The sequence below is a fragment of the Enterobacter sp. ECC-019 genome (genome assembly GCF_043974075.1).
GTDB lineage: Bacteria > Pseudomonadota > Gammaproteobacteria > Enterobacterales > Enterobacteriaceae > Enterobacter > Enterobacter asburiae_D.
The window spans coordinates 1,676,648-1,696,584 of the sequence record NZ_CP143759.1 but is presented as its reverse complement, the minus strand read 5'-3'; the positions used below and the strand labels follow the sequence as shown (position 1 = coordinate 1,696,584).

Genomic DNA, 19,937 nt, shown 5'->3' with positions numbered 1-19,937 from the left:
GAGTATGTTTAAGCAATACCTGCAAGTAACGAAACCAGGCATCATCTTTGGCAACCTGATCTCCGTGATCGGAGGGTTCCTGTTGGCCTCTAAGGGCAGCATTGATTACACCCTCTTTATCTACACGCTGGTCGGTGTGTCACTGGTTGTTGCGTCCGGTTGTGTATTTAACAACTACATCGACATGGATATCGACAAGAAGATGGAAAGGACCAAAAATCGGGTGCTGGTGAAAGGCCTGATCGCCCCTTCCGTCTCGCTGGTGTACGCCACCTTGCTGGGTATTGCTGGCTTTATGCTGCTGTGGTTTGGTGCTAACCCGCTGGCCTGCTGGCTGGGGGTGATGGGGTTCGTAGTGTATGTGGGCGTCTATAGCCTGTATATGAAACGCCACTCCGTCTACGGCACGCTGATTGGTTCTCTCTCCGGCGCTGCGCCGCCGGTGATTGGCTACTGCGCGGTCACGAACGAGTTCGACAGCGGTGCGCTGATCCTGCTGGCTATCTTTAGCCTGTGGCAGATGCCGCACTCCTATGCCATCGCGATTTTCCGCTTTAAGGATTATCAGGCAGCGAACATCCCGGTTCTGCCGGTCGTGAAAGGCATTTCCGTTGCAAAGAACCACATCACGCTGTACATCATCGCCTTTGCCGTGGCAACGCTGATGCTTTCTCTGGGTGGTTACGCCGGATACAAATATCTGGCGGTAGCGGCTGCGGTGAGCGTCTGGTGGCTCGGTATGGCGCTGCGCGGTTACAAAGTGGAAGATGACAAAGTCTGGGCGCGCAAACTGTTTGTGTTCTCGATTGTGGCCATCACCTCGCTGTCCGTGATGATGTCCGTGGACTTCATGGTGCCAGATTCACACAACCTGCTGACTTACGTCTGGTAAGCCACAACAGGTGAATAAAGGGGTGCTTCGGCACCCTTTTTTATTCACCGAATTTATTAATAACGCATGTAATATTTGTTAAATAACCCTTTATTTACCCCGCCCCTTCCCCGCACTACACTATGGCCTGCTTTTGAACTGAGGTGGTAATGAACGATTATAAAATGACGCCAGGCGAGCTACGCGCGACCTGGGGCTTAGGGACTGTCTTCTCGCTACGGATGCTTGGCATGTTTATGGTCCTGCCTGTTCTGACCACGTACGGTATGGCGCTGCAGGGAGCCAGCGAGGCGCTGATTGGGCTCGCGATCGGCATCTACGGTCTGGCGCAGGCGGTGTTCCAGATCCCGTTTGGCCTGCTCTCTGACCGGGTGGGTCGAAAGCCGCTGATCGTCGGCGGACTGCTGGTCTTTGTGCTCGGAAGCGTTATTGCCGCCCTCTCCCACTCCATCTGGGGGATTATTCTCGGCCGCGCCCTGCAGGGTTCCGGCGCGATTGCCGCCGCGGTGATGGCGCTGCTGTCAGACTTAACCCGCGAGCAGAACCGCACCAAAGCGATGGCGTTCATCGGCGTGAGCTTTGGCGTGACCTTTGCGATTGCGATGGTGCTGGGCCCCATCATTACCCACACATTGGGTCTGCACGCCCTGTTCTGGATGATTGCCGTGCTGGCGACTATCGGTATTGCCCTAACCCTGTGGGTCGTGCCAGACAGTAAGAACCACGTTCTGAACCGTGAATCGGGGATGGTAAAAGGCTGCTTCAGCAAAGTGATTGTCGAGCCGCGCCTGCTGAAGCTGAATTTTGGCATTATGTGTCTGCACATCCTGCTGATGTCGACCTTTGTCGCCCTGCCCGGCCAGCTTGCCGCAGCGGGTTTCCCGGCGGCTGAGCACTGGAAAATCTATCTGGTCACGATGCTGATTTCGTTTGTCTCCGTCGTGCCGTTCATCATCTACGCCGAAGTGAAGCGCAAAATGAAGCGCGTCTTCGTGGGCTGCGTGGCGGTACTGCTGATTGCCGAAATTGTGCTCTGGGGTGCCGGCCCGCACTTCTGGGAACTGATTGCCGGCGTACAGCTGTTCTTCCTGGCCTTTAACCTGATGGAAGCACTGCTCCCGTCGCTGATCAGCAAAGAGTCCCCCGCCGGGTATAAAGGTACGGCGATGGGCATCTACTCCACCAGCCAGTTTCTCGGCGTGGCGATCGGCGGCTCGCTCGGCGGCTGGGTGGACGGCCTGTTTGATTCACAAACCGTGTTTCTCGCCGGCGCGCTATTGGCGACAGTCTGGCTGCTGATCGCCAGCACCATGAAAGAGCCGCGCTACGTGAGCAGCCTGCGCGTAGAAATTCCGGATGATGTGGAGATTAGCGATGCGCTGAAACAGCGTCTGGAAGCCAAAGAGGGCGTGACGGACGTGCTCATTGTCGCGGAAGAGCGCAGCGCTTACGTCAAAATAGACAGTAAAATGACCAACCGCTTCGAAGTCGAGCAGGCGCTCAAAGCGTGAAAAAAAGCCCGGTTAAACCGGGCTTTTTATATTAATCGCGGAAGTTTTTAAACTGGAACGGTTGTCCCAGATCGCCGCCGCGGATCAGCGCCATCACGCCCTGCAGGTCGTCACGGGATTTACCCGTCACGCGAATCTCTTCGCCCTGGATCTGCGCCTGCACCTTCAGCTTGCTGTCTTTAATGAGCTTAACGATCTTCTTCTGCACCGCACTCTCGATGCCCTGCTTCAGCTTGGCTTCAACGAACCAGGTTTTGCCGCTGTGGACAAACTCTTCCGGCACATCCAGAGACGTCCCTTCGATGCCGCGCTTTAACAGCTTGGCGCGCAAGATATCGAGCAGCTGATTCACCTGGAAATCTGACTCGCTCAGCACCTTAATGGTTTTATTGGCATCGTTCAGCTCAAACGTTGCCTCAACGCCACGAAAATCGAAACGTGACTCAACTTCACGGCTTGCGTTGTCCACGCCGTTGCGAACTTCCTGGATATCAACTTCGGAAACAATATCGAAAGATGGCATCTTTTCTTCTCCCTTCATTTTTGTTGCGTTGCATAATACCCGCAACAAGGCATAACTCAAAAGCATAGTCGACGGCGCTATACTTAGGCCGTAACACCTGGCGCAGTTGCAGGTGAGGAGGAACAATGAAAATTACGGTGCTCGGATGCGGAGCGCTAGGTCAGCTGTGGCTGACCGCGCTGTGCAAGCACGGACATGAGGTTCAGGGCTGGCTGCGCGTGCCCCAGCCCTATTGCAGTGTAAACCTGATTGGTGAAGACGGAAGCATCTTTAACGAATCCCTCACCGCGAACGATCCTGATTTCCTGGCGCAAAGCGACCTTTTACTGGTGACGCTCAAAGCGTGGCAGGTCTCAGACGCGGTAAAGACACTGGCCGCGCAGCTCCCCCACACTTCGCCCATACTGCTGCTGCATAACGGCATGGGGACCCTTGATGAGCTGAAAAGCGTCCCGCAGCCCCTGCTGATGGCGACCACCACGCACGCTGCACGTCGTGACGGCAACATCATCGTGCATGTCGCCAGCGGCGTAACGCATATCGGCCCGGCCAGAACGCAGGATGGCGACTACAGTTACCTGGCTGATGTGCTGCAAAAGGTGCTGCCGGACGTGGCCTGGCACAACAACATCCGCCCTCAGCTGTGGCGTAAGCTTGCGGTAAATTGCGTGATCAATCCGCTGACGGCGCTGTGGGACTGCCCGAACGGGGAGCTGAAAAATCATCCGCAGGACGTTGCGATGTTGTGTGCGGAAGTCGCGGCAGTCGTTGAGCGGGAAGGCCTGCATACCTCGGCAGACGATTTGCGCTGCTATGTCGAGCAGGTCATTGAGAGTACAGCAGAAAACATCTCCTCGATGTTGCAGGATGTTCGGGCATTACGCCACACGGAGATCGACTACATCACTGGCTATCTGCTTAAACGCGCCCGCGCGCACGGCATCGCCGTACCGGAAAACGCCCGTCTGTATGACCTGGTTAAACGTAAGGAGAGTGAATATGAGCGCGTCAGCCCTGATCTGTCTCGCCCCTGGTAGCGAAGAGATGGAAGCGGTCACCACCATTGATTTGATGGTGCGCGGCGGCATTAAGGTCACCACCGCCAGCGTCGCCAGCGATGGCAATCTGGAAATCACCTGTTCACGCGGGGTGAAAATCCTCGCGGATGCCCCCCTTGTTCAGGTGGCTGATGGAGATTACGACATCATCGTGCTGCCCGGCGGCTTAAAAGGCGCGGAATGTTTTCGCGACAGCCCGCTGCTGGTCGAGACCGTGCGTCAGTTTCATGTATCCGGCCGCATCGTCGCGGCAATCTGTGCCGCCGCCGGAACGGTTCTGATTCCGCACGATATCTTCCCCATCGGCAACATGACCGGTTTCCCGGGGCTTAAGGATACAATCCCGGAAGAGCATTGGGTGGATAAACGCGTCGTCTGGGACCCGCGCGTCAACCTGCTAACCAGCCAGGGGCCCGGCACCGCAATTGATTTTGGCTTAAAGATTATTGACCTGCTGGTCGGACGCGAGAAAGCGTATGAAGTGGCGTCATCGCTGGTGATGCCGGCGGGGATTTATAATTACTATGAAGAGTAGTGCATAAAAAAAGCCGGGTGGCGGCTACGCCTTACCCGGCCTACAAATGCACGGTACCGTAGGCCCGGTAAGCGAAGCGCCACCGGGCAATGAACTACGGGCGATACACTTTCACATTCGCAAAGCCCTGCTCGCGCAGGTACAGCGCCTGCAGGCGGCTCATCACCCCGCGCTCACACCACAGCAGGTACGTTTTGCTCTGGTCGAGATCGCCAAATTTCGTGCTCAGCTTATAGAACGGCAGGGAAACCACGTCGACGCCTTCAACCTTCAGCGGCTTATCATCCTGCTCGTCAATGGAGCGGATATCCAGAATCGCATCGTTAGCGCCAAAACCGCTGACGGTTTCAACTTCAACGACTTCCTGCTCGGTCTGCTGGGCAATTTCGCGGATATCAATGTTGGAGGCTTCCTCCACCACTTTGTCCAGAATGGCAAAATCGAAGTTCTCTTCTTCCGCTTCGATCTTCGCCTTCACCGCTTTCACCGTTGGGCTTTTTGAGATCACGCCGCAGTATTCCGGCATGGTGCGGGCAAAATCTTCGGTGCCGATTTCACGCGCCAGATCGATGATGTGCTCTTTGTCGTGGGAGATCAGCGGACGCAGGATCAGCGTATCAGACACGTTGTCGATCAGACGCAGGTTGGTCAGCGTCTGGCTGGAGACCTGGCCCAGCGCTTCGCCGGTGACCAGCGCCTGCACGCCGTAGCGTTCAGCCACTTTGGACGCCGCGCGCACCATCATGCGCTTCAGCACCACGCCCATCTGGCCGTCATCCACTTTTTCGAGGATTTCGCCAACCACGGGTTCGAAGTTGATCGCCACGAAACGCACGCGGTGGGAACTGCCGAAGCGGTTCCACAGGTAATGCGCGACCTGACGAACGCCGATTTCGTGCGCCGCGCCGCCCAGGTTGAAGAAGCAGTAGTGCACACGGCAGCCGCGACGCATCAGCATATAGCTGGAGACGCCGGAGTCGAAGCCGCCGGAGATCAGGGACAATACGTCTTCCTGGGTGCCAATCGGGAAGCCGCCGATACCTTCATAGCGCCCTTTCACCAGCAGCAGGCGATCGTTCTCGATCTCCAGGTTCACGGTCACGTCCGGGTTGGTCAGACGTACGCGCGCCGTTTCAACGTGCTGATTCAGACCGCCGCCGACGTAACGCTCCACTTCAATGGAGCTGAACTCATGCTTGCCGCGACGCTTCACGCGCACGCAGAAGGTTTTGCCTTCGATCTGGTCGCGGTACTGGACCAGCGCTTTCTCGAAGATGTCGTGCATATCGCTGAACGGAACATCTTCCACTTCCAGGATATGGTGGATCCCCGGAATACGGGTCAGCGCGTCGCGAATATCAAGACGTTTGTTTTCGTCTTTGGCGCGCACTTCAACGTGGTCCCAGTGGCGCACCACGGCGAGGGTTTCGTCGTAGTGCTTTAATACGTTACGAATGTTCCCGGTGAGAATTTTAATAAAGCGCAAACGCACAGATTGGCTTTTGATGGTGATTTCAGGGAACAATTTAATGATAAACTTCATGGCGGCAATGTTTCTTAGGCAAGCGTATTAAGGCTTGTAATGGAAAAGAGTACAGCAGCCCACACCCGTGGCTGCATCCAGGCGCGCAAGTATACCACCATCGCGCCGCTCCTGTGCACATTGCGCGTTATTTGATAATTGCCCTGAGTCCGTTACCATGTCGGGGCTGAGAATATAAGAGTCAATTCACTATGCCGAAGAAGAACGATGCACCGGCCAGTTTCGAAACTGCGCTGAGTGAACTGGAGCAAATCGTTACCCGTCTTGAGAGCGGCGATCTCCCGCTGGAAGAGGCGCTCAACGAATTCGAGCGTGGCGTACAGCTGGCGCGCCAGGGGCAGGTCAAACTGCAGCAGGCCGAGCAGCGCGTGCAAATCCTGCTTTCCGACAGCGAAGACGCGAAAACTACGCCTTTCACACCGGACGCCGAGTAAATGGATTTTGCCAATGAGCTTCAGGCGCGTGTCGTACGCGCCAACGACGCCCTGCGCCGTTTTATTGCGCCACAGCCTTTTCAGAACACTCCACTGGTTGAAGCCATGCACTATGGCGCACTCTTGGGTGGAAAGCGCCTGCGCCCGTTCCTGGTGTACGCCACAGGCAATATGTTTGGTATCAGCGATAACACGCTGGACGCCCCGGCAGCCGCCGTGGAGTGCATCCATGCCTACTCGCTGATCCACGACGATCTCCCTGCCATGGACGACGACGATTTGCGTCGGGGTCAACCCACCTGCCATATCAAGTTTGGCGAGGCGAATGCCATTCTGGCGGGGGATGCCCTGCAAACGCTGGCGTTCTCGATTCTGAGCGATGCGCCGATGGCGGAAGTGGCTGACCGCGACCGCCTGGCGATGATCTCCGAGCTGGCAATGGCCAGCGGCGTGGCCGGCATGTGCGGCGGACAGGCGCTGGATCTTGAAGCGGAAGGACGTCAGGTTAATCTGGAACAGCTGGAGCGTATTCATCGCCATAAAACAGGGGCCTTGATTCGTTCCGCCGTTCGCCTGGGCGCGCTGAGCGCGGGTGAACAAGGGCGCAAAGCCCTGCCGATTCTGGACAGATACGCAGAAAGTATCGGTCTGGCATTCCAGGTTCAGGATGACATTCTGGATGTGGTGGGCGATACTGCAACATTGGGAAAACGTCAGGGTGCGGACCAGCAGCTTGGCAAAAGTACCTACCCCGCCCTGCTGGGCCTCGAGCAAGCCCAACGTAAAGCCCGGGATCTGATTGACGATGCCCGCCAGTCGCTAAATGAACTGGCCGCGCAATCGCTGGATACCTCGGCACTGGAAGCGCTAGCGGACTATATAATCCAGCGTGATAAATAAACTATATATCTCGATGAGCCTTTGATGAGTTTTGATATTGCCAAATACCCGACACTGGCGTTAGTTGACTCCACCCAGGAGTTACGTCTGTTGCCGAAAGAGAGCCTGCCGAAGCTGTGCGACGAGCTGCGTCGCTACCTGCTCGACAGCGTTAGCCGCTCCAGCGGCCATTTCGCCTCCGGGCTTGGCACGGTTGAGCTGACCGTGGCGCTGCATTACGTCTATAACACGCCGTTCGATCAGCTCATCTGGGACGTGGGCCACCAGGCTTATCCGCACAAAATTCTGACCGGACGTCGCGATAAAATTGGCACCATTCGTCAGAAAGGCGGCCTGCACCCGTTCCCGTGGCGCGGTGAGAGCGAGTATGACGTACTGAGCGTCGGCCACTCCTCAACGTCCATTTCCGCGGGCATCGGTATTGCCGTTGCCGCAGAAAAAGAGAACAAGCAGCGCCGCACCGTCTGCGTGATTGGCGACGGTGCCATCACCGCCGGGATGGCCTTCGAAGCCATGAACCATGCGGGCGATATCAAGCCGGACATGCTGGTTATCCTTAACGATAACGAAATGTCGATCTCCGAGAACGTCGGCGCGCTGAACAACCATCTGGCCCAGCTGCTCTCCGGCAAGCTTTACTCCTCGCTGCGTGAAGGCGGCAAGAAAGTCTTCTCCGGCGTACCGCCAATTAAAGAGCTGCTCAAGCGCACCGAAGAACACATTAAAGGCATGGTCGTGCCGGGCACCCTGTTTGAAGAGCTGGGCTTTAACTATATTGGACCGGTTGACGGCCATGACGTGCTGGGTCTGGTGACCACGCTCAAGAACATGCGCGACCTGAAAGGCCCGCAGTTCCTGCACATCATGACCAAAAAAGGGCGTGGCTACGAACCGGCGGAAAAAGATCCGATCACCTTCCACGCGGTACCGAAATTTGACCCGTCGAGCGGCTGTCTGCCAAAAAGCAGCGGCGGCATGCCGAGCTATTCAAAAATCTTCGGCGACTGGCTGTGCGAAACCGCAGCGAAAGACAACAAGCTGATGGCGATCACCCCGGCCATGCGTGAAGGCTCCGGCATGGTGGAGTTCTCCAGAAAATACCCTGACCAGTATTTTGACGTGGCCATTGCCGAGCAGCATGCGGTGACGTTTGCAGCGGGCCTGGCGATTGGCGGCTACAAGCCGGTTGTCGCTATCTACTCCACCTTCCTGCAACGCGCCTACGATCAGGTGATCCACGACGTGGCGATTCAGAAGCTGCCAGTACTGTTTGCTATCGATCGTGCGGGCATCGTCGGTGCCGACGGCCAGACGCACCAGGGCGCGTTTGACCTGTCGTTCCTGCGCTGTATTCCGGATATGGTTGTCATGACGCCAAGCGACGAGAACGAATGTCGTCAGATGTTGTTTACCGGCTACCACTATCAGGATGGTCCAAGCGCCGTTCGCTACCCGCGCGGCAATGCGGTAGGCGTTGAGCTCCAGCCGCTGGAAAAACTGCCGATCGGTAAAGGTCAGGTGAAGCGTCGCGGTGAAAAAGTGGCGATCCTGAACTTCGGCACGCTGATGCCAGAGGCGGCGAAAGCGGCTGAAGCGCTGAATGCGACCCTGGTGGACATGCGTTTTGTGAAGCCGCTCGACGACTCTCTGATCCTGAGTATGGCTGAGACGCATGACGTGCTGGTCACGCTGGAAGAAAACGCCATCATGGGCGGCGCGGGCAGCGGCGTGAACGAGGTGCTGATGGCAAATCGTAAAGCCGTGCCGGTGCTGAACCTCGGCCTGCCGGATCATTTCATTCCTCAGGGTACCCAGGATGAAGCCCGTGCGGCTATTGGCCTGGACGCCGCCGGGATCGAAGCCAAAATCCGCGCCTGGCTGGACTGACCCCTTCCCCCCTTTTCCGCTCCTGCTATGCTTAAACCTGGTGTTTAAACAGCAGGAGCGGAACCGTGCAATACACAACATTAGGAAAAACGGGCCTTAAGGTTTCCCGACTTTGTCTGGGCTGCATGACCTTTGGCGAACCCGATCGGGGTAATCACGCCTGGACGCTGCCGGAAGAGAGCAGCCGTCCGATTATCAAACGCGCCATCGAGGGCGGCATTAACTTCTTTGACACCGCCAACAGCTACTCCGACGGCAGCAGCGAGGAGATTGTCGGTCGCGCCCTGCGCGATTTTGCCCGTCGTGATGACATCGTCGTCGCCACCAAGGTCTACTATCCGGTGGGCGACCTGGCTGAGGGCCTTTCTCGCGCGCAGATCCTGCGCTCCATTGATGACAGCCTCAGACGCCTGAACATGGATTACGTCGACCTGCTGCAAATTCACCGCTGGGATTACAACACGCCAGTCGAGGAGACGCTTGAAGCGCTGAACGACGTGGTCAAAGCCGGTAAAGCACGCTACATCGGCGCATCGTCTATGCACGCGTCGCAGTTTGCCCAGGCGCTGGATCTCCAGGCGCAGCATGGCTGGGCGCGCTTTGTCACCATGCAGGATCACTACAATCTGATCTATCGTGAAGAAGAGCGCGAGATGCTGCCGCTGTGCCATCAGGAGGGCGTGGCGGTGATTCCGTGGAGCCCGCTGGCGCGCGGCCGCCTGACCCGCCCGTGGGGTGAAACCACGGCTCGCCTGGTATCGGATGAAGTGGGGAAAAATCTCTATGGCGGTACAGAAGCCAGCGATGCGCTAATTGCCGAACGCTTAGCCGGAATTGCCGACGATACCGGGGCAACCCGCGCCCAGGTAGCGCTGGCCTGGCTGCTGGGCAAGCGCGGGGTCGCGTCGCCGATTATTGGAACGTCGCGGGAAGAACAGCTGGATGAGTTGCTGAATGCGGTGGATATCACGCTAACGCCGGAGCAGATTGCCGAGCTGGAGACGCCGTATCAGCAGCATCCGGTGGTAGGATTTAAATAAGCCCATCTTTTGTAGGCCGGGTAAGGCAGAGCCGCCACCCGGCAATACAGAGCGCACAAACTTACGCGAAGTGATCGTACCCTTTCCAGTCCAGCGTAACGGGCGCACCGTCTTTCACAAACTTCAGCCCTTCACTCTCCGGCATGATCTGACCGATGCAGGTAAATTTCGCGCCGAGATGCGCTAACGCCACGTCCAGCGTTCCACGGTTGAGCTCAGGCACCGTGAAGCACAGCTCGTAGTCTTCACCCCCGGACAGCGCCCAGCGCAGCGCCTGCTCAGGCTCCACATGGCGAAGCAGTTGCTCAGACAGCGGGAAGAGATCCAGGTCAACGCGCGCACCCACGCCGCTGGCCTTCAGGATATGCCCGAGATCGGAGATCAGCCCGTCAGAGAGATCGATAGCCGAGCTTGCCCGCTCGCGCAGCGCCTGGCCGTGCAGAATACGCGGCGTTGGCCGCAGATGGCGTTTCACCAGATACGCCGCATCGTCAGCCTCTTCAACCGTTAAACGGCTCTGAAGGATCGCCAGCCCTGCCGCGCTGTCTCCCGGCGTACCGGTCACGTAGATCCAGTCGCCTGGTTTTGCACCCGAGCGCTTCAGCGCGCGGCCGAGCGGCACATAGCCGTGGATCGCCAGCGTCATCGACAGCGGCCCGGCGGTGGTATCACCGCCAATCAGCTGCATATCGTAGTAGTTGAGCTGCTCAAACAGCGCATCGCTGAAGGCTTCCAGCCAGGCTTCATTCACCTCTGGCAGGGTCAGGGCCAGCGTCAGCCACGCGGGATCGGCGCCCATCGCCGCCAGATCGCTGACGTTAACCGCCAGCGCTTTATACGCCAGATCCGCAGGATCGATATCCGGCAAGAAATGACGTCCGCACACCAGGGTGTCGGTGCTGATTGCCAGCGTCTGTTTTTCGGGAATATTGAGAAGTGCACAGTCATCGCCAATGCCGGTTTCAACATCAAGACGAGAGGTTCTGACACGGTCGAAATAACGGGCAATCAGGGAGAATTCGCCGCATGCCATACGTTATGCCTCAGCAAATAAAAGAAAAACCGGAGCCGCACTGCCCGTCAGGCAACGCAGGACTCCGGTTTGCGGATCACTTTTTGTGGGGACGGATCGCAGGTGCTGCTTTATCAAGTACGCCGTTTACGAACTTGTGGCTGTCTTCAGCGCCGAAGGTTTTCGCCAGTTCGATCGCTTCGTTGATGGCCACTTTGTACGGCACATCATCACGTTTAGACAGCTCAAACAGCGCGATACGCAACACTGCTTTTTCTACCTGACCCAGCTCTTCGAGCAGGCGGGACAGGTAAGGCTTCATCAGACCATCGAGATACGCGCTATTAGTCGCCACTCCCGACAGCAGTTCACGGAAGTACAGAACGTCAACGTCTTTCACGTCCTGTTCTGACAGGAACTGGTATTCAACATCAGCGATGTCGTTCTGGGACAACTGCCAGGAGTAAAGTGCCTGGACGGCACATTCACGGGCGCGGCGACGAGCAGCAGGTTTCACGGAATTCCCCTTACAAAAAAATCAGGCCTTGATGGCTTTCAATACATTGATCATTTCAAGCGCGGTCAGTGCAGCTTCTGCACCTTTGTTACCGGCTTTAGTGCCAGCACGTTCGATGGCTTGTTCAATACTTTCGGTGGTCAGCACGCCGAACGCGACAGGAATTTCAGCATCCTGCGCAACGTGTGCCAGACCGTTGCTTGCACCGCCCGCAACGTATTCGAAGTGCGCAGTGCCACCACGAATAACGGTACCCAGCGCAATCACCGCGTCGTATTTACCGGTTTTCGCCAGCGCGCCCGCCGCCAGTGGCAGTTCGTAAGCGCCTGGAACCCAAACAACGGTAATGTTGTCATCTTTAACCTGGCCGATGCGTTTCAGGGCGTCAATCGCACCTTCCAGCAGGCTGTCGTTGATGAAGTTGTTGAAACGCGCAATGGTGATGGCGACGCGAGCGTCCGGGGTAGCTACAGCAGCTTCAATAATGTTCATACTCTTCCTTTACGGGTTCATTTGGCCCCGCAGGGGGGCGGATTTTATCATAATACTTTGCGCGCTGCTTCCCTATTTCGGGAGCAATTACGCTGTCGTTAAGTGGAGGCAGACATCCGGACCTACCGGACGAATCTCGCTAAATTTGAGTTGCGGTGCGTCGGCCAGTTTTTCAAGGCCGGGCAGCACAAACAGGCCGCGCGCGTCGTGACCTAACAGTTTAGGCGCAACGTAAACAATCAGTTCATCCACCAGCCCGGCCTGTAAGAGCGCACCGGCGAGCGTTGGCCCCGCTTCGACCCAGATGCTGTTCACCTGCTGCTTGCCGAGCAACATCATCAGCACCACCAGATCCAGATGACCGTTATGCTCCGGCACCATAATGCTGCGCACGCCTTCCGGCCATTCGCGCGTATCGTCTTTGGTGCGGGCAATCCAGGTTTCACCCGGCTGCTGGACAATGCGGTGCTCCGGCGTCACCCGATTCTGGCTATCAATGACAATACGCAGCGGCTGACGCAGGTTCTCCTGCGGGTAAAGCGCCTGGGTATCGGCATTCAGTTCGTCCCAGCGCACGGTCATAGCCGGATCGTCAGCCAGAACGGTTTCACTGCTGGTGAGAATAGCATGGCTTTGCGCGCGCAGACGTTGCACATCGCGCCTTGCCTGTGGCGAGGTTACCCACTGGCTTTCACCGTTTGCCATCGCCGTACGACCGTCCAGCGAGGCGCCCAGCTTGAGCTGAATATACGGGAACCCCGTGCGCATGCGCTTCAGAAAGCCTTTGTTGAGCGCTTCCGCGTCCTGCATCATCAGGCCATGGCTGACGTCAATGCCTTCCTGCTGCAGACGATACAGACCGCGTCCGGCTACCTGCGGATTCGGGTCCTGCATCGATGCAACCACGCGTGAAACACCCGCCGCGATCAGCGCTTCGCAGCACGGCGGCGTACGCCCGTGATGGCTGCAGGGCTCCAGCGTGACGTAGGCTGTGGCACCGCGCGCTTTCTCACCGGCCATGCGCAGCGCATGAACCTCGGCATGCGGCTCGCCAGCTCGATAGTGAAACCCCTCCCCCACGATCTTGCCATCTTTAACGATAACGCACCCGACGTTCGGGTTAGGATGGGTGGTAAAACGACCGCGCTGCGCCAGCTTCATGGCTCTCGCCATGTAAATCTCATCCTGCATGAGCTTAATCCTGTAAGCGGGCGATCTCTTCGCCAAACTCTTTGATATCTTCGAAGCTGCGGTAAACAGAGGCGAAGCGGATATAGGCGACCTTATCGAGCTTTTTCAGCTGCTCCATCACCTGGTTGCCGATCATTTTGCTTGGCACTTCACGCTCACCCAAACCACGAAGGTAAGATTTTATGTGGTTTAACGCCATCTCAACGTCGTCCGCGCTGACGGGACGTTTTTCGAGGGCCTTCAGCATCCCGCTGCGCAGTTTTTCTTCGTTAAACGGCTCGCGCACGTCGTTACTTTTTACCACGCGCGGCATTACCAGCTCTGCAACCTCAAAGGTCGTGAAACGCTCGTTGCACACCAGACACTGCCGACGACGGCGTACGGATGACCCTTCGCCCACGAGACGAGAGTCGATGACTTTGGTATCCACAGCGGAGCAGAATGGGCAATGCATACGGTATCCCTGTTATCCGGTTAACTGATTTTCATTTTACCCTGATCTGGCCTGACAACAAAGGAAGAGCTTTTTGAGACAAAGGATCTATGTCAGGCGGCACGTTGCTGGCTACCATTATGGGGATCCGTTATTCCAAGGAAATAAACGCAATGACAAGACGTTACCTGAGAATTTTACTGGTGGGGAGCCTCTTCACTCTCAGTGCCTGCGCACAGCAAACCGAAGTCCGTCAGATGAAACAGAGCGTGAATACGCTCAATACGGCGATGGACAAGCTGAACAAAGAAACGGTGAAGATCACCCAACAAAACGCGCTGAATGCCAAATCCAGCAGCGGGGTTTATCTCCTGCCGGGCGCGAATACGCCTGCGCGGCTCAATAGTCAAATTGGCACGCTGAAAATGTCGCTGGTGAACGTGGCGGCGAATGCAAATGGTACTCGCGCAACATTACGCATCCAGGGCGAGTCCAACGATCCGCTGCCAGCCTTCAGCGGCACCGTCGAATGGGGGCAAATCCAGGGCACCACTGAGAGCTACCAGGAGGTGAATGTTAACAGTCAGCTTTTCACCGCACCGGCCAGCGTGCTGGCTCCAGGCGATGTTGACATTCCGCTGCAGCTTAACGGACTGACTCCGGAGCAGTTAGGTTTTATCCGCATTCACGATATCCAGCCCGCCGCGCAGTAACCCCTCTTTTAGCGGAGTGCAATGTCACTCCGCTAACATTTACATTTCGTATGGATTGGCAACATAAATGATTGCCGCTACAATCCCGGCCGTTTAAAGTACGCAAACGTGAACGCAATCGATTACGTGCATGAGAGATATGTGAAACAACACATATTTTTGTGAGCAGGGATTCCTATAATAGGCACCGCAGAAACACGAAATATTTTGAAACGCAATTCGCGCATTTTTCACTCCCGGAAGGGAATTTCAATCAGTGGCATGATTATGAAAAAAACATTACTCGCAGCCGGTGCTGTACTGGCACTTTCTTCCTCTTTCACTGTTAACGCAGCGGAAAACGATAAACCACAATACCTCTCCGACTGGTGGCACCAGAGCGTTAACGTCGTCGGCAGCTACCACACCCGCTTTTCTCCGAAGCTGAACAACGACGTTTATCTGGAATACGAAGCGTTTGCTAAAAAAGACTGGTTTGATTTCTACGGCTACATCGATATTCCTAAGACCTTTGACTGGGGTAACGGTAACGATAAAGGTATCTGGTCCGACGGTTCCCCGCTGTTCATGGAAATCGAACCGCGTTTCTCTATCGATAAACTGACGGGCACTGACCTGAGCTTTGGTCCATTCAAAGAGTGGTACTTCGCGAACAACTATATCTACGATATGGGTGATAACAAAGGCAGCCGTCAGAGCACCTGGTACATGGGTCTGGGTACAGACATCGATACAGGTCTGCCAATGGGCCTGTCTCTGAACGTGTATGCTAAATATCAGTGGCAGAACTATGGCGCTTCTAACGAAAACGAGTGGGATGGCTACCGTTTCAAAGTGAAATACTTTGTGCCAATCACTCAGGTTTGGGGTGGCCAACTGACCTACATCGGCTTCACCAACTTTGACTGGGGCTCAGATCTGGGTGATGACAAGAACCGTACCAGCAACTCTATCGCGTCCAGCCACGTTCTGGCTCTGAACTACGATCACTGGCACTATTCCGTAGTCGCGCGTTATTTCCATAATGGCGGCCAGTGGAAAGGTGGAGATACCGTGAACTGGGGTGAGGGTGACTTCACTTCTAAATCAACAGGTTGGGGTGGCTACTTGGTTGTAGGTTATAACTTCTAATCAGCGCGGGTTTCGCCCGGTGGCGCTACGCTTACCGGGCCTACGATCCGAATGTAGGCCGGGTAAGGCGTAGCCGCCACCCGGCTTTTTACTGCTTAACCTTCCGCAAAAAATCTGCCAGAGACCTGTCCGCACTCTCGCTAAACCGCCTCTCCGTCAGCACAATATTGAGGCATCGGTCAAGCCGGAAACAGCGATAGTCATCGCGCCGTTCGCACCACGCCGCCAGCAGCCAGCGCTCCCCCCAGAAGAACAGCCCCAGCGGCTGAACCTCGCGCTTTGAGAGCTGCCCGGCTTCATCACGGTAATGCAGCGCCAGCACGCGCTGGGCGGAAATTGCCTGATGAATCATGTCAAAATCGCTGCGGGAGTGGCTTTGCATGCAAAAATCCGGGGCGTAGATCCGCGTCTGCTCCGCCTTCCGACGACTCTCCTCTGGCAGGATAGCCAGCACCTTCTCCTGAGCCGACTCCAGCTCGCGCGACAGCGATTCCCCTCCCCAGGTTTTGAGCAGGCGAATCGCGACGATCAGTGCCTCTGACTCCTTATTTGTCAGCATCAGTGGCGGCAGGTCAAAACCCGACATCAGCCGATATCCGCTCCCTGCCTCACCTTCCACCGGCACACCGGAAAGCGACAGGTCGCGGATATCGCGGTAGACCGTGCGCTCGGACACGCCAAGCCGGTCCGCCAGAAGCGCTGCCGTTGTCAGACGCCTGCCCCGCAGGATCTGCACAATCTGAAACAAACGGTCAGCGCGTCGGGTCATCTCTTATTCCGCTCTCAGGCAGGTTGATGGAGGCCGACGCGGTTACCCTCGCTGTCGGTAAACAATGCGATAGTGCCAATGCCATGCGGCAGTTCCAGCGGGCCAAACACGCACTCGCCGCCCGCAGAGGCGATGCGATCGAGCGTGGCCGCCAGATTGTCAGTATGCAGGTAAATAATAGCGCCCTGCAAAGACGGTGTAACGCCGTCAAATTTTGCCAGCGCCCCGCCGGTACCCGGATCCTCATGCGGGAAAACGGCCAGCTCCGCGCAGTCCATTTTCTCGCGACGCAGCGCGAGCTGCATCACTGGCTCATAAAATTTGATAGCGCGATCCATATCCGCGACCGGAATTTCAAACCAGTTAATTACGCTTTTCATACATCCTCCTGACTGTTGTTTGGGTTCAGAAGGAGTCTACGACAGGGCTCCTGACAGCATACTGTCAGGAGTGTTTGTCAGGATCAGATAAAAAAAATCCCGGTCAACCGACCGGGATTTCGATAACGCGCTAAACGTCGTCTTACGGCAAAATGGACGGCTGATCCGCCCCTTCTTTCTCGACTTTCTGCTGGAGCAAGTGCTCGCGCTTCATACCGAGTTTCAGTGCCAGTGCGGACGCGACGTAGATAGAAGACGCCGTACCGATGGTGACACCAATCAGCATGGTCAGCGAGAAGCCTTCCAGTACCGGGCCACCGAAGAGATAGAGCATAAGGATAACCATTAAGGTCGTTCCGGATGTGATCAAGGTACGGTGCAGCGTCTGGGTCAACGACACGTTAAAGATTTCGTACGGCGTACCGCGACGGATCTTACGGAAGTTTTCACGAATACGGTCAGATACCACGATACTGTCGTTCAGTGAGTAACCGATAACGGACATCAGGGATGCCACAATCGTCAGGTCAATCTCAATGTGGAACAGCGACAATACGCCCATGGTGATCACCACGTCGTGCGCAAGAGCGATAACCACACCTGCCGCCAGTCGCCACTCGAAGCGGAAGCCAACGTAGATCAGGATGGAGATCAGCGCCACCATCAGCGCCATCGCACCGGTTTGCGCCAGATCCGCGCCCACACTCGGGCCGACGAACTCAATACGCTTCACCGCCGCATTCTGGCTGGTCGATTCATTAATGACGTTCAGAACCTTGCTACCCAGCTCCTGGCTGCCGTTGGCATCGTGTACCGGCGGCATACGCACCATGATATCGCGACTGCTGCCGAAGTTTTGCAGCAGCGGCTCTTCAAAGCCCGCTTTCTGCAGCGATTCGCGCATCTGGTCCATATCGATCGGTTTTTCCAGGGAGATTTCAATTACCGTACCACCGGTAAAATCGAGACCCCAGTTAAAGCCTTTCACGCCCATAATGACGATGGACAGAATCAGCAGAAAACCTGAAATGCCGAAGGCCCAGTAGTCCCAGCGCATAAAGTCCCAGACTTTACGGCCATGGTTTAATTGTTCAACAGTATATTCCTGTGCCACAACGCACTCCTCAGATAGACAGCTTTTTGACGCGCTTGCCGCCGTACAGCAGGTTCACGATGGCACGGGTGCCGACAATAGCGGTAAACATCGACGTTGCAACACCGATACCGGTTGTAATCGCAAAGCCTTTGATCGCGCCAGTACCCACTGCATACAGGATAAGAACCTTAATCAGTGTTGTTACGTTCGCATCGAAGATGGAGCTGAACGCCCCTTTGTAGCCTTCTTCAATCGCCTGTTGCACAGAGCGACCGTTGCTCAACTCTTCTTTGATACGTTCGTTTATCAGTACGTTGGCGTCGACCGCCACCGCAAGGGTCAGAACGATACCCGCAATCCCCGGCATGGTCAGCGTCGCCCCCGGCAGCAGGGACATGATGCCGATGATCAGCACCAGGTTAGCCAGCAGCGCAGACGTCGCAATCAGACCAAACTTCTTATAGAAGAAGATCATGAAGAGTATGGAGACAACCAGACCGGCCAGACACGCTTCCAGACCTTGCTGGATGTTTTGCATACCCAGAGTAGGACCAATGGTACGTTCTTCAACAATCTGAATTGGCGCAATCAGCGCACCGGCACGCAGCAGCAGAGAGAGCTGGCGCGCTTCGTTCGGGTTGTTAATACCGGTAATACGGAAGCTGTTACCCAGACGAGACTGGATATTGGCGATGTTAATCACCTCTTCCTCTTTCACCAGTACCGCACGACCGTTTGCATCTTTCTTACCGCTGTCTTTGTACTCCACGAACAGGGTCGCCATCGGTTTGCCGATGTTATCCTTGGTGAAGTTGGACATGATGTTACCACCCGCGCTGTCGAGCGAGATGTTAACCTGCGGCTGGTTGTATTCGTCCTGGCTGGAAGTGGAGTCGGTGATATGGTCACCGGTCAGGATCACGCGTTTGTACAGCACAACCGGCTGACCTTCGCGGGTCTGTTTCACTTCGGAGTCACCCGGAATACGGCCTGCGGCAGCAGCGGACTGATCGACATTAGAGTTAACCAGACGGAATTCCAGAGTCGCGGTTGCACCCAGAATCTCTTTCGCACGTGCGGTATCCTGGATACCCGGCAGTTCTACCACAATACGGTCAGCACCCTGACGCTGTACCAGCGGCTCAGCCACGCCCAGCTGGTTTACACGGTTACGCAGAATGTTGATGTTCTGCTGAACGGCGTATTCACGCGCTTCGCTCAGACGTGCATCCGTCATTACCGCACGCAGCTGGTTGCTGCCCTGAGAGGTAATCACCAGATCGCGGTGACGCTGAGACAGGTAAGTTACAGCCTGGTCGCGTGCCGCGCTGTCGCGGAACGTGATGCTCAAGCCGTAGTTATCTTCTTTACGCACGGTGGTATAGGCGATGCCTTTCTCACGCAGATCGCTGCGCAGGCTGTCGATATTCTGTTCCTGCAGCTTGCCGAGCGCGGTATCCATATCCACTTCCATCAGGAAGTGAACGCCGCCACGCAGGTCAAGACCCAGTTTCATTGGCTCTGCATTCAGAGCAGCCAGCCAACGCGGAGTTGCAGGAGCAAGGTTAAGCGCCACGACGTATTTATCACCCAGCACGCCCATCAGCGCTTCACGAGCGCGGAGCTGCGTGTCGGTGGTGTCGAAGCGAGCAAGAATAGCGCCCTCTTCCAGTGCCACAGACTTAGCGGTAATTTTTTCTTCTTGTAACGTTTTCTGGACCTGGATCAGCGTTTGCTCACTGGCGGCGACACCGCGCGCGCCAGTGATTTGAACGGCCGGATCCTCACCATACAGGTTGGGAAGCGCGTACAGCAGGCCGACGATAATCACGACGACCAGCATGATGTACTTCCACAAAGGATAACGGTTTAACACGGCA

At 56.2% G+C, this 19,937-nt stretch carries 21 protein-coding genes; 10 read left to right on the top strand and 11 right to left on the bottom strand.

Annotated elements, in window-relative coordinates; all coding sequences use genetic code 11:
- Nucleotides 1-4 precede the first annotated feature (4 nt).
- Both cyoE and V1566_RS07910 read left to right on the top strand, forming a co-directional pair.
- Nucleotides 5-892: a heme o synthase gene (gene cyoE, locus V1566_RS07915; RefSeq protein WP_013095848.1), complete on the top strand. Its 888-nt coding sequence runs from the start codon at nucleotides 5-7 to the stop codon at nucleotides 890-892.
- Between the two features lie 149 nt (nucleotides 893-1,041).
- The gene (locus V1566_RS07910; RefSeq protein ID WP_395305530.1) at nucleotides 1,042-2,403 is read left to right on the top strand and encodes an MFS transporter; all 1,362 of its coding nucleotides are present in this window, start codon (nucleotides 1,042-1,044) and stop codon (nucleotides 2,401-2,403) included.
- A 31-nt stretch (nucleotides 2,404-2,434) separates the two neighbouring features.
- On the opposite strand, the gene V1566_RS07905 is transcribed toward V1566_RS07910, so the two are convergent.
- Nucleotides 2,435-2,926, bottom strand: a complete 492-nt coding sequence (locus tag V1566_RS07905) for a YajQ family cyclic di-GMP-binding protein (RefSeq protein ID WP_042320808.1) — start codon at nucleotides 2,924-2,926, stop codon at nucleotides 2,435-2,437.
- A 125-nt stretch (nucleotides 2,927-3,051) separates the two neighbouring features.
- Here V1566_RS07905 and panE point away from each other — a divergent pair, with 125 nt between their 5' ends.
- Both panE and yajL read left to right on the top strand, forming a co-directional pair.
- Nucleotides 3,052-3,963: a 2-dehydropantoate 2-reductase gene (gene panE, locus V1566_RS07900; RefSeq protein ID WP_395305529.1), complete on the top strand. Its 912-nt coding sequence runs from the start codon at nucleotides 3,052-3,054 to the stop codon at nucleotides 3,961-3,963.
- Nucleotides 3,926-4,519, top strand: a complete 594-nt coding sequence (yajL, locus tag V1566_RS07895) for a protein deglycase YajL (RefSeq protein ID WP_395305528.1) — start codon at nucleotides 3,926-3,928, stop codon at nucleotides 4,517-4,519. The genes panE and yajL overlap by 38 nt, the downstream gene beginning before the upstream one ends.
- 94 nt (nucleotides 4,520-4,613) lie before the next feature.
- Here the strand turns inward: yajL and thiI are convergent, their stop codons facing one another.
- Entirely contained in the window at nucleotides 4,614-6,062 is a 1,449-nt protein-coding gene (gene thiI, locus V1566_RS07890; protein WP_395305527.1) for a tRNA uracil 4-sulfurtransferase ThiI, read from the bottom strand.
- Nucleotides 6,063-6,253: 191 nt separating this feature from the next.
- Between thiI and xseB the strand changes: the two genes are divergently transcribed.
- From xseB to V1566_RS07870, 4 genes are all read left to right on the top strand, one after another.
- Complete coding sequence (xseB, locus tag V1566_RS07885) at nucleotides 6,254-6,496, top strand: exodeoxyribonuclease VII small subunit (protein WP_008503331.1); 243 nt, start codon at nucleotides 6,254-6,256, stop codon at nucleotides 6,494-6,496.
- Entirely contained in the window at nucleotides 6,497-7,396 is a 900-nt protein-coding gene (gene ispA / locus V1566_RS07880; RefSeq protein ID WP_008503332.1) for a (2E,6E)-farnesyl diphosphate synthase, read from the top strand.
- Between the two features lie 24 nt (nucleotides 7,397-7,420).
- The gene (dxs, locus tag V1566_RS07875; protein WP_395305526.1) at nucleotides 7,421-9,283 is read left to right on the top strand and encodes a 1-deoxy-D-xylulose-5-phosphate synthase; all 1,863 of its coding nucleotides are present in this window, start codon (nucleotides 7,421-7,423) and stop codon (nucleotides 9,281-9,283) included.
- A 65-nt stretch (nucleotides 9,284-9,348) separates the two neighbouring features.
- On the top strand, nucleotides 9,349-10,323 hold the full coding sequence (locus V1566_RS07870; RefSeq protein ID WP_395305525.1) for an aldo/keto reductase: 975 nt from the start codon (nucleotides 9,349-9,351) through the stop codon (nucleotides 10,321-10,323).
- A 61-nt stretch (nucleotides 10,324-10,384) separates the two neighbouring features.
- Here the strand turns inward: V1566_RS07870 and thiL are convergent, their stop codons facing one another.
- From thiL to nrdR, 5 genes are all read right to left on the bottom strand, one after another.
- Nucleotides 10,385-11,356 carry a thiamine-phosphate kinase gene (gene thiL, locus V1566_RS07865; protein WP_395305524.1) on the bottom strand — a complete coding sequence of 324 codons (972 nt, stop codon included), beginning with the start codon at nucleotides 11,354-11,356 and terminating at the stop codon, nucleotides 10,385-10,387.
- A 76-nt stretch (nucleotides 11,357-11,432) separates the two neighbouring features.
- Nucleotides 11,433-11,852 (bottom strand): transcription antitermination factor NusB, encoded by a 420-nt coding sequence (gene nusB / locus V1566_RS07860; protein ID WP_006809908.1) that lies wholly within the window; start codon nucleotides 11,850-11,852, stop codon nucleotides 11,433-11,435.
- A gap of 21 nt (nucleotides 11,853-11,873) precedes the next feature.
- Nucleotides 11,874-12,344 carry a 6,7-dimethyl-8-ribityllumazine synthase gene (gene ribE, locus V1566_RS07855; RefSeq protein ID WP_006176874.1) on the bottom strand — a complete coding sequence of 157 codons (471 nt, stop codon included), beginning with the start codon at nucleotides 12,342-12,344 and terminating at the stop codon, nucleotides 11,874-11,876.
- A gap of 87 nt (nucleotides 12,345-12,431) precedes the next feature.
- Nucleotides 12,432-13,535: a bifunctional diaminohydroxyphosphoribosylaminopyrimidine deaminase/5-amino-6-(5-phosphoribosylamino)uracil reductase RibD gene (gene ribD / locus V1566_RS07850; RefSeq protein ID WP_395305523.1), complete on the bottom strand. Its 1,104-nt coding sequence runs from the start codon at nucleotides 13,533-13,535 to the stop codon at nucleotides 12,432-12,434.
- 4 nt (nucleotides 13,536-13,539) lie between these two features.
- Complete coding sequence (gene nrdR / locus V1566_RS07845) at nucleotides 13,540-13,989, bottom strand: transcriptional regulator NrdR (RefSeq protein WP_059306740.1); 450 nt, start codon at nucleotides 13,987-13,989, stop codon at nucleotides 13,540-13,542.
- A gap of 152 nt (nucleotides 13,990-14,141) precedes the next feature.
- Between nrdR and V1566_RS07840 the strand changes: the two genes are divergently transcribed.
- Entirely contained in the window at nucleotides 14,142-14,681 is a 540-nt protein-coding gene (locus V1566_RS07840) for a DUF3251 domain-containing protein (RefSeq protein WP_395305522.1), read from the top strand.
- 267 nt (nucleotides 14,682-14,948) lie between these two features.
- Nucleotides 14,949-15,812 carry a nucleoside-specific channel-forming protein Tsx gene (locus tag V1566_RS07835; protein ID WP_024906806.1) on the top strand — a complete coding sequence of 288 codons (864 nt, stop codon included), beginning with the start codon at nucleotides 14,949-14,951 and terminating at the stop codon, nucleotides 15,810-15,812.
- An 88-nt stretch (nucleotides 15,813-15,900) separates the two neighbouring features.
- Here the strand turns inward: V1566_RS07835 and V1566_RS07830 are convergent, their stop codons facing one another.
- The 4 genes from V1566_RS07830 to secD form a co-directional block, all read right to left on the bottom strand.
- Entirely contained in the window at nucleotides 15,901-16,581 is a 681-nt protein-coding gene (locus V1566_RS07830; protein ID WP_395305521.1) for a helix-turn-helix transcriptional regulator, read from the bottom strand.
- A 14-nt stretch (nucleotides 16,582-16,595) separates the two neighbouring features.
- Nucleotides 16,596-16,961: a VOC family protein gene (locus V1566_RS07825; RefSeq protein WP_023310553.1), complete on the bottom strand. Its 366-nt coding sequence runs from the start codon at nucleotides 16,959-16,961 to the stop codon at nucleotides 16,596-16,598.
- 142 nt (nucleotides 16,962-17,103) lie between these two features.
- Nucleotides 17,104-18,075, bottom strand: coding sequence for a protein translocase subunit SecF (gene secF, locus V1566_RS07820; protein ID WP_114977918.1), 972 nt, complete (start codon nucleotides 18,073-18,075; stop codon nucleotides 17,104-17,106).
- Nucleotides 18,076-18,085: 10 nt separating this feature from the next.
- Entirely contained in the window at nucleotides 18,086-19,933 is a 1,848-nt protein-coding gene (secD, locus tag V1566_RS07815) for a protein translocase subunit SecD (RefSeq protein ID WP_072250572.1), read from the bottom strand.
- Nucleotides 19,934-19,937: the final 4 nt, after the last annotated feature.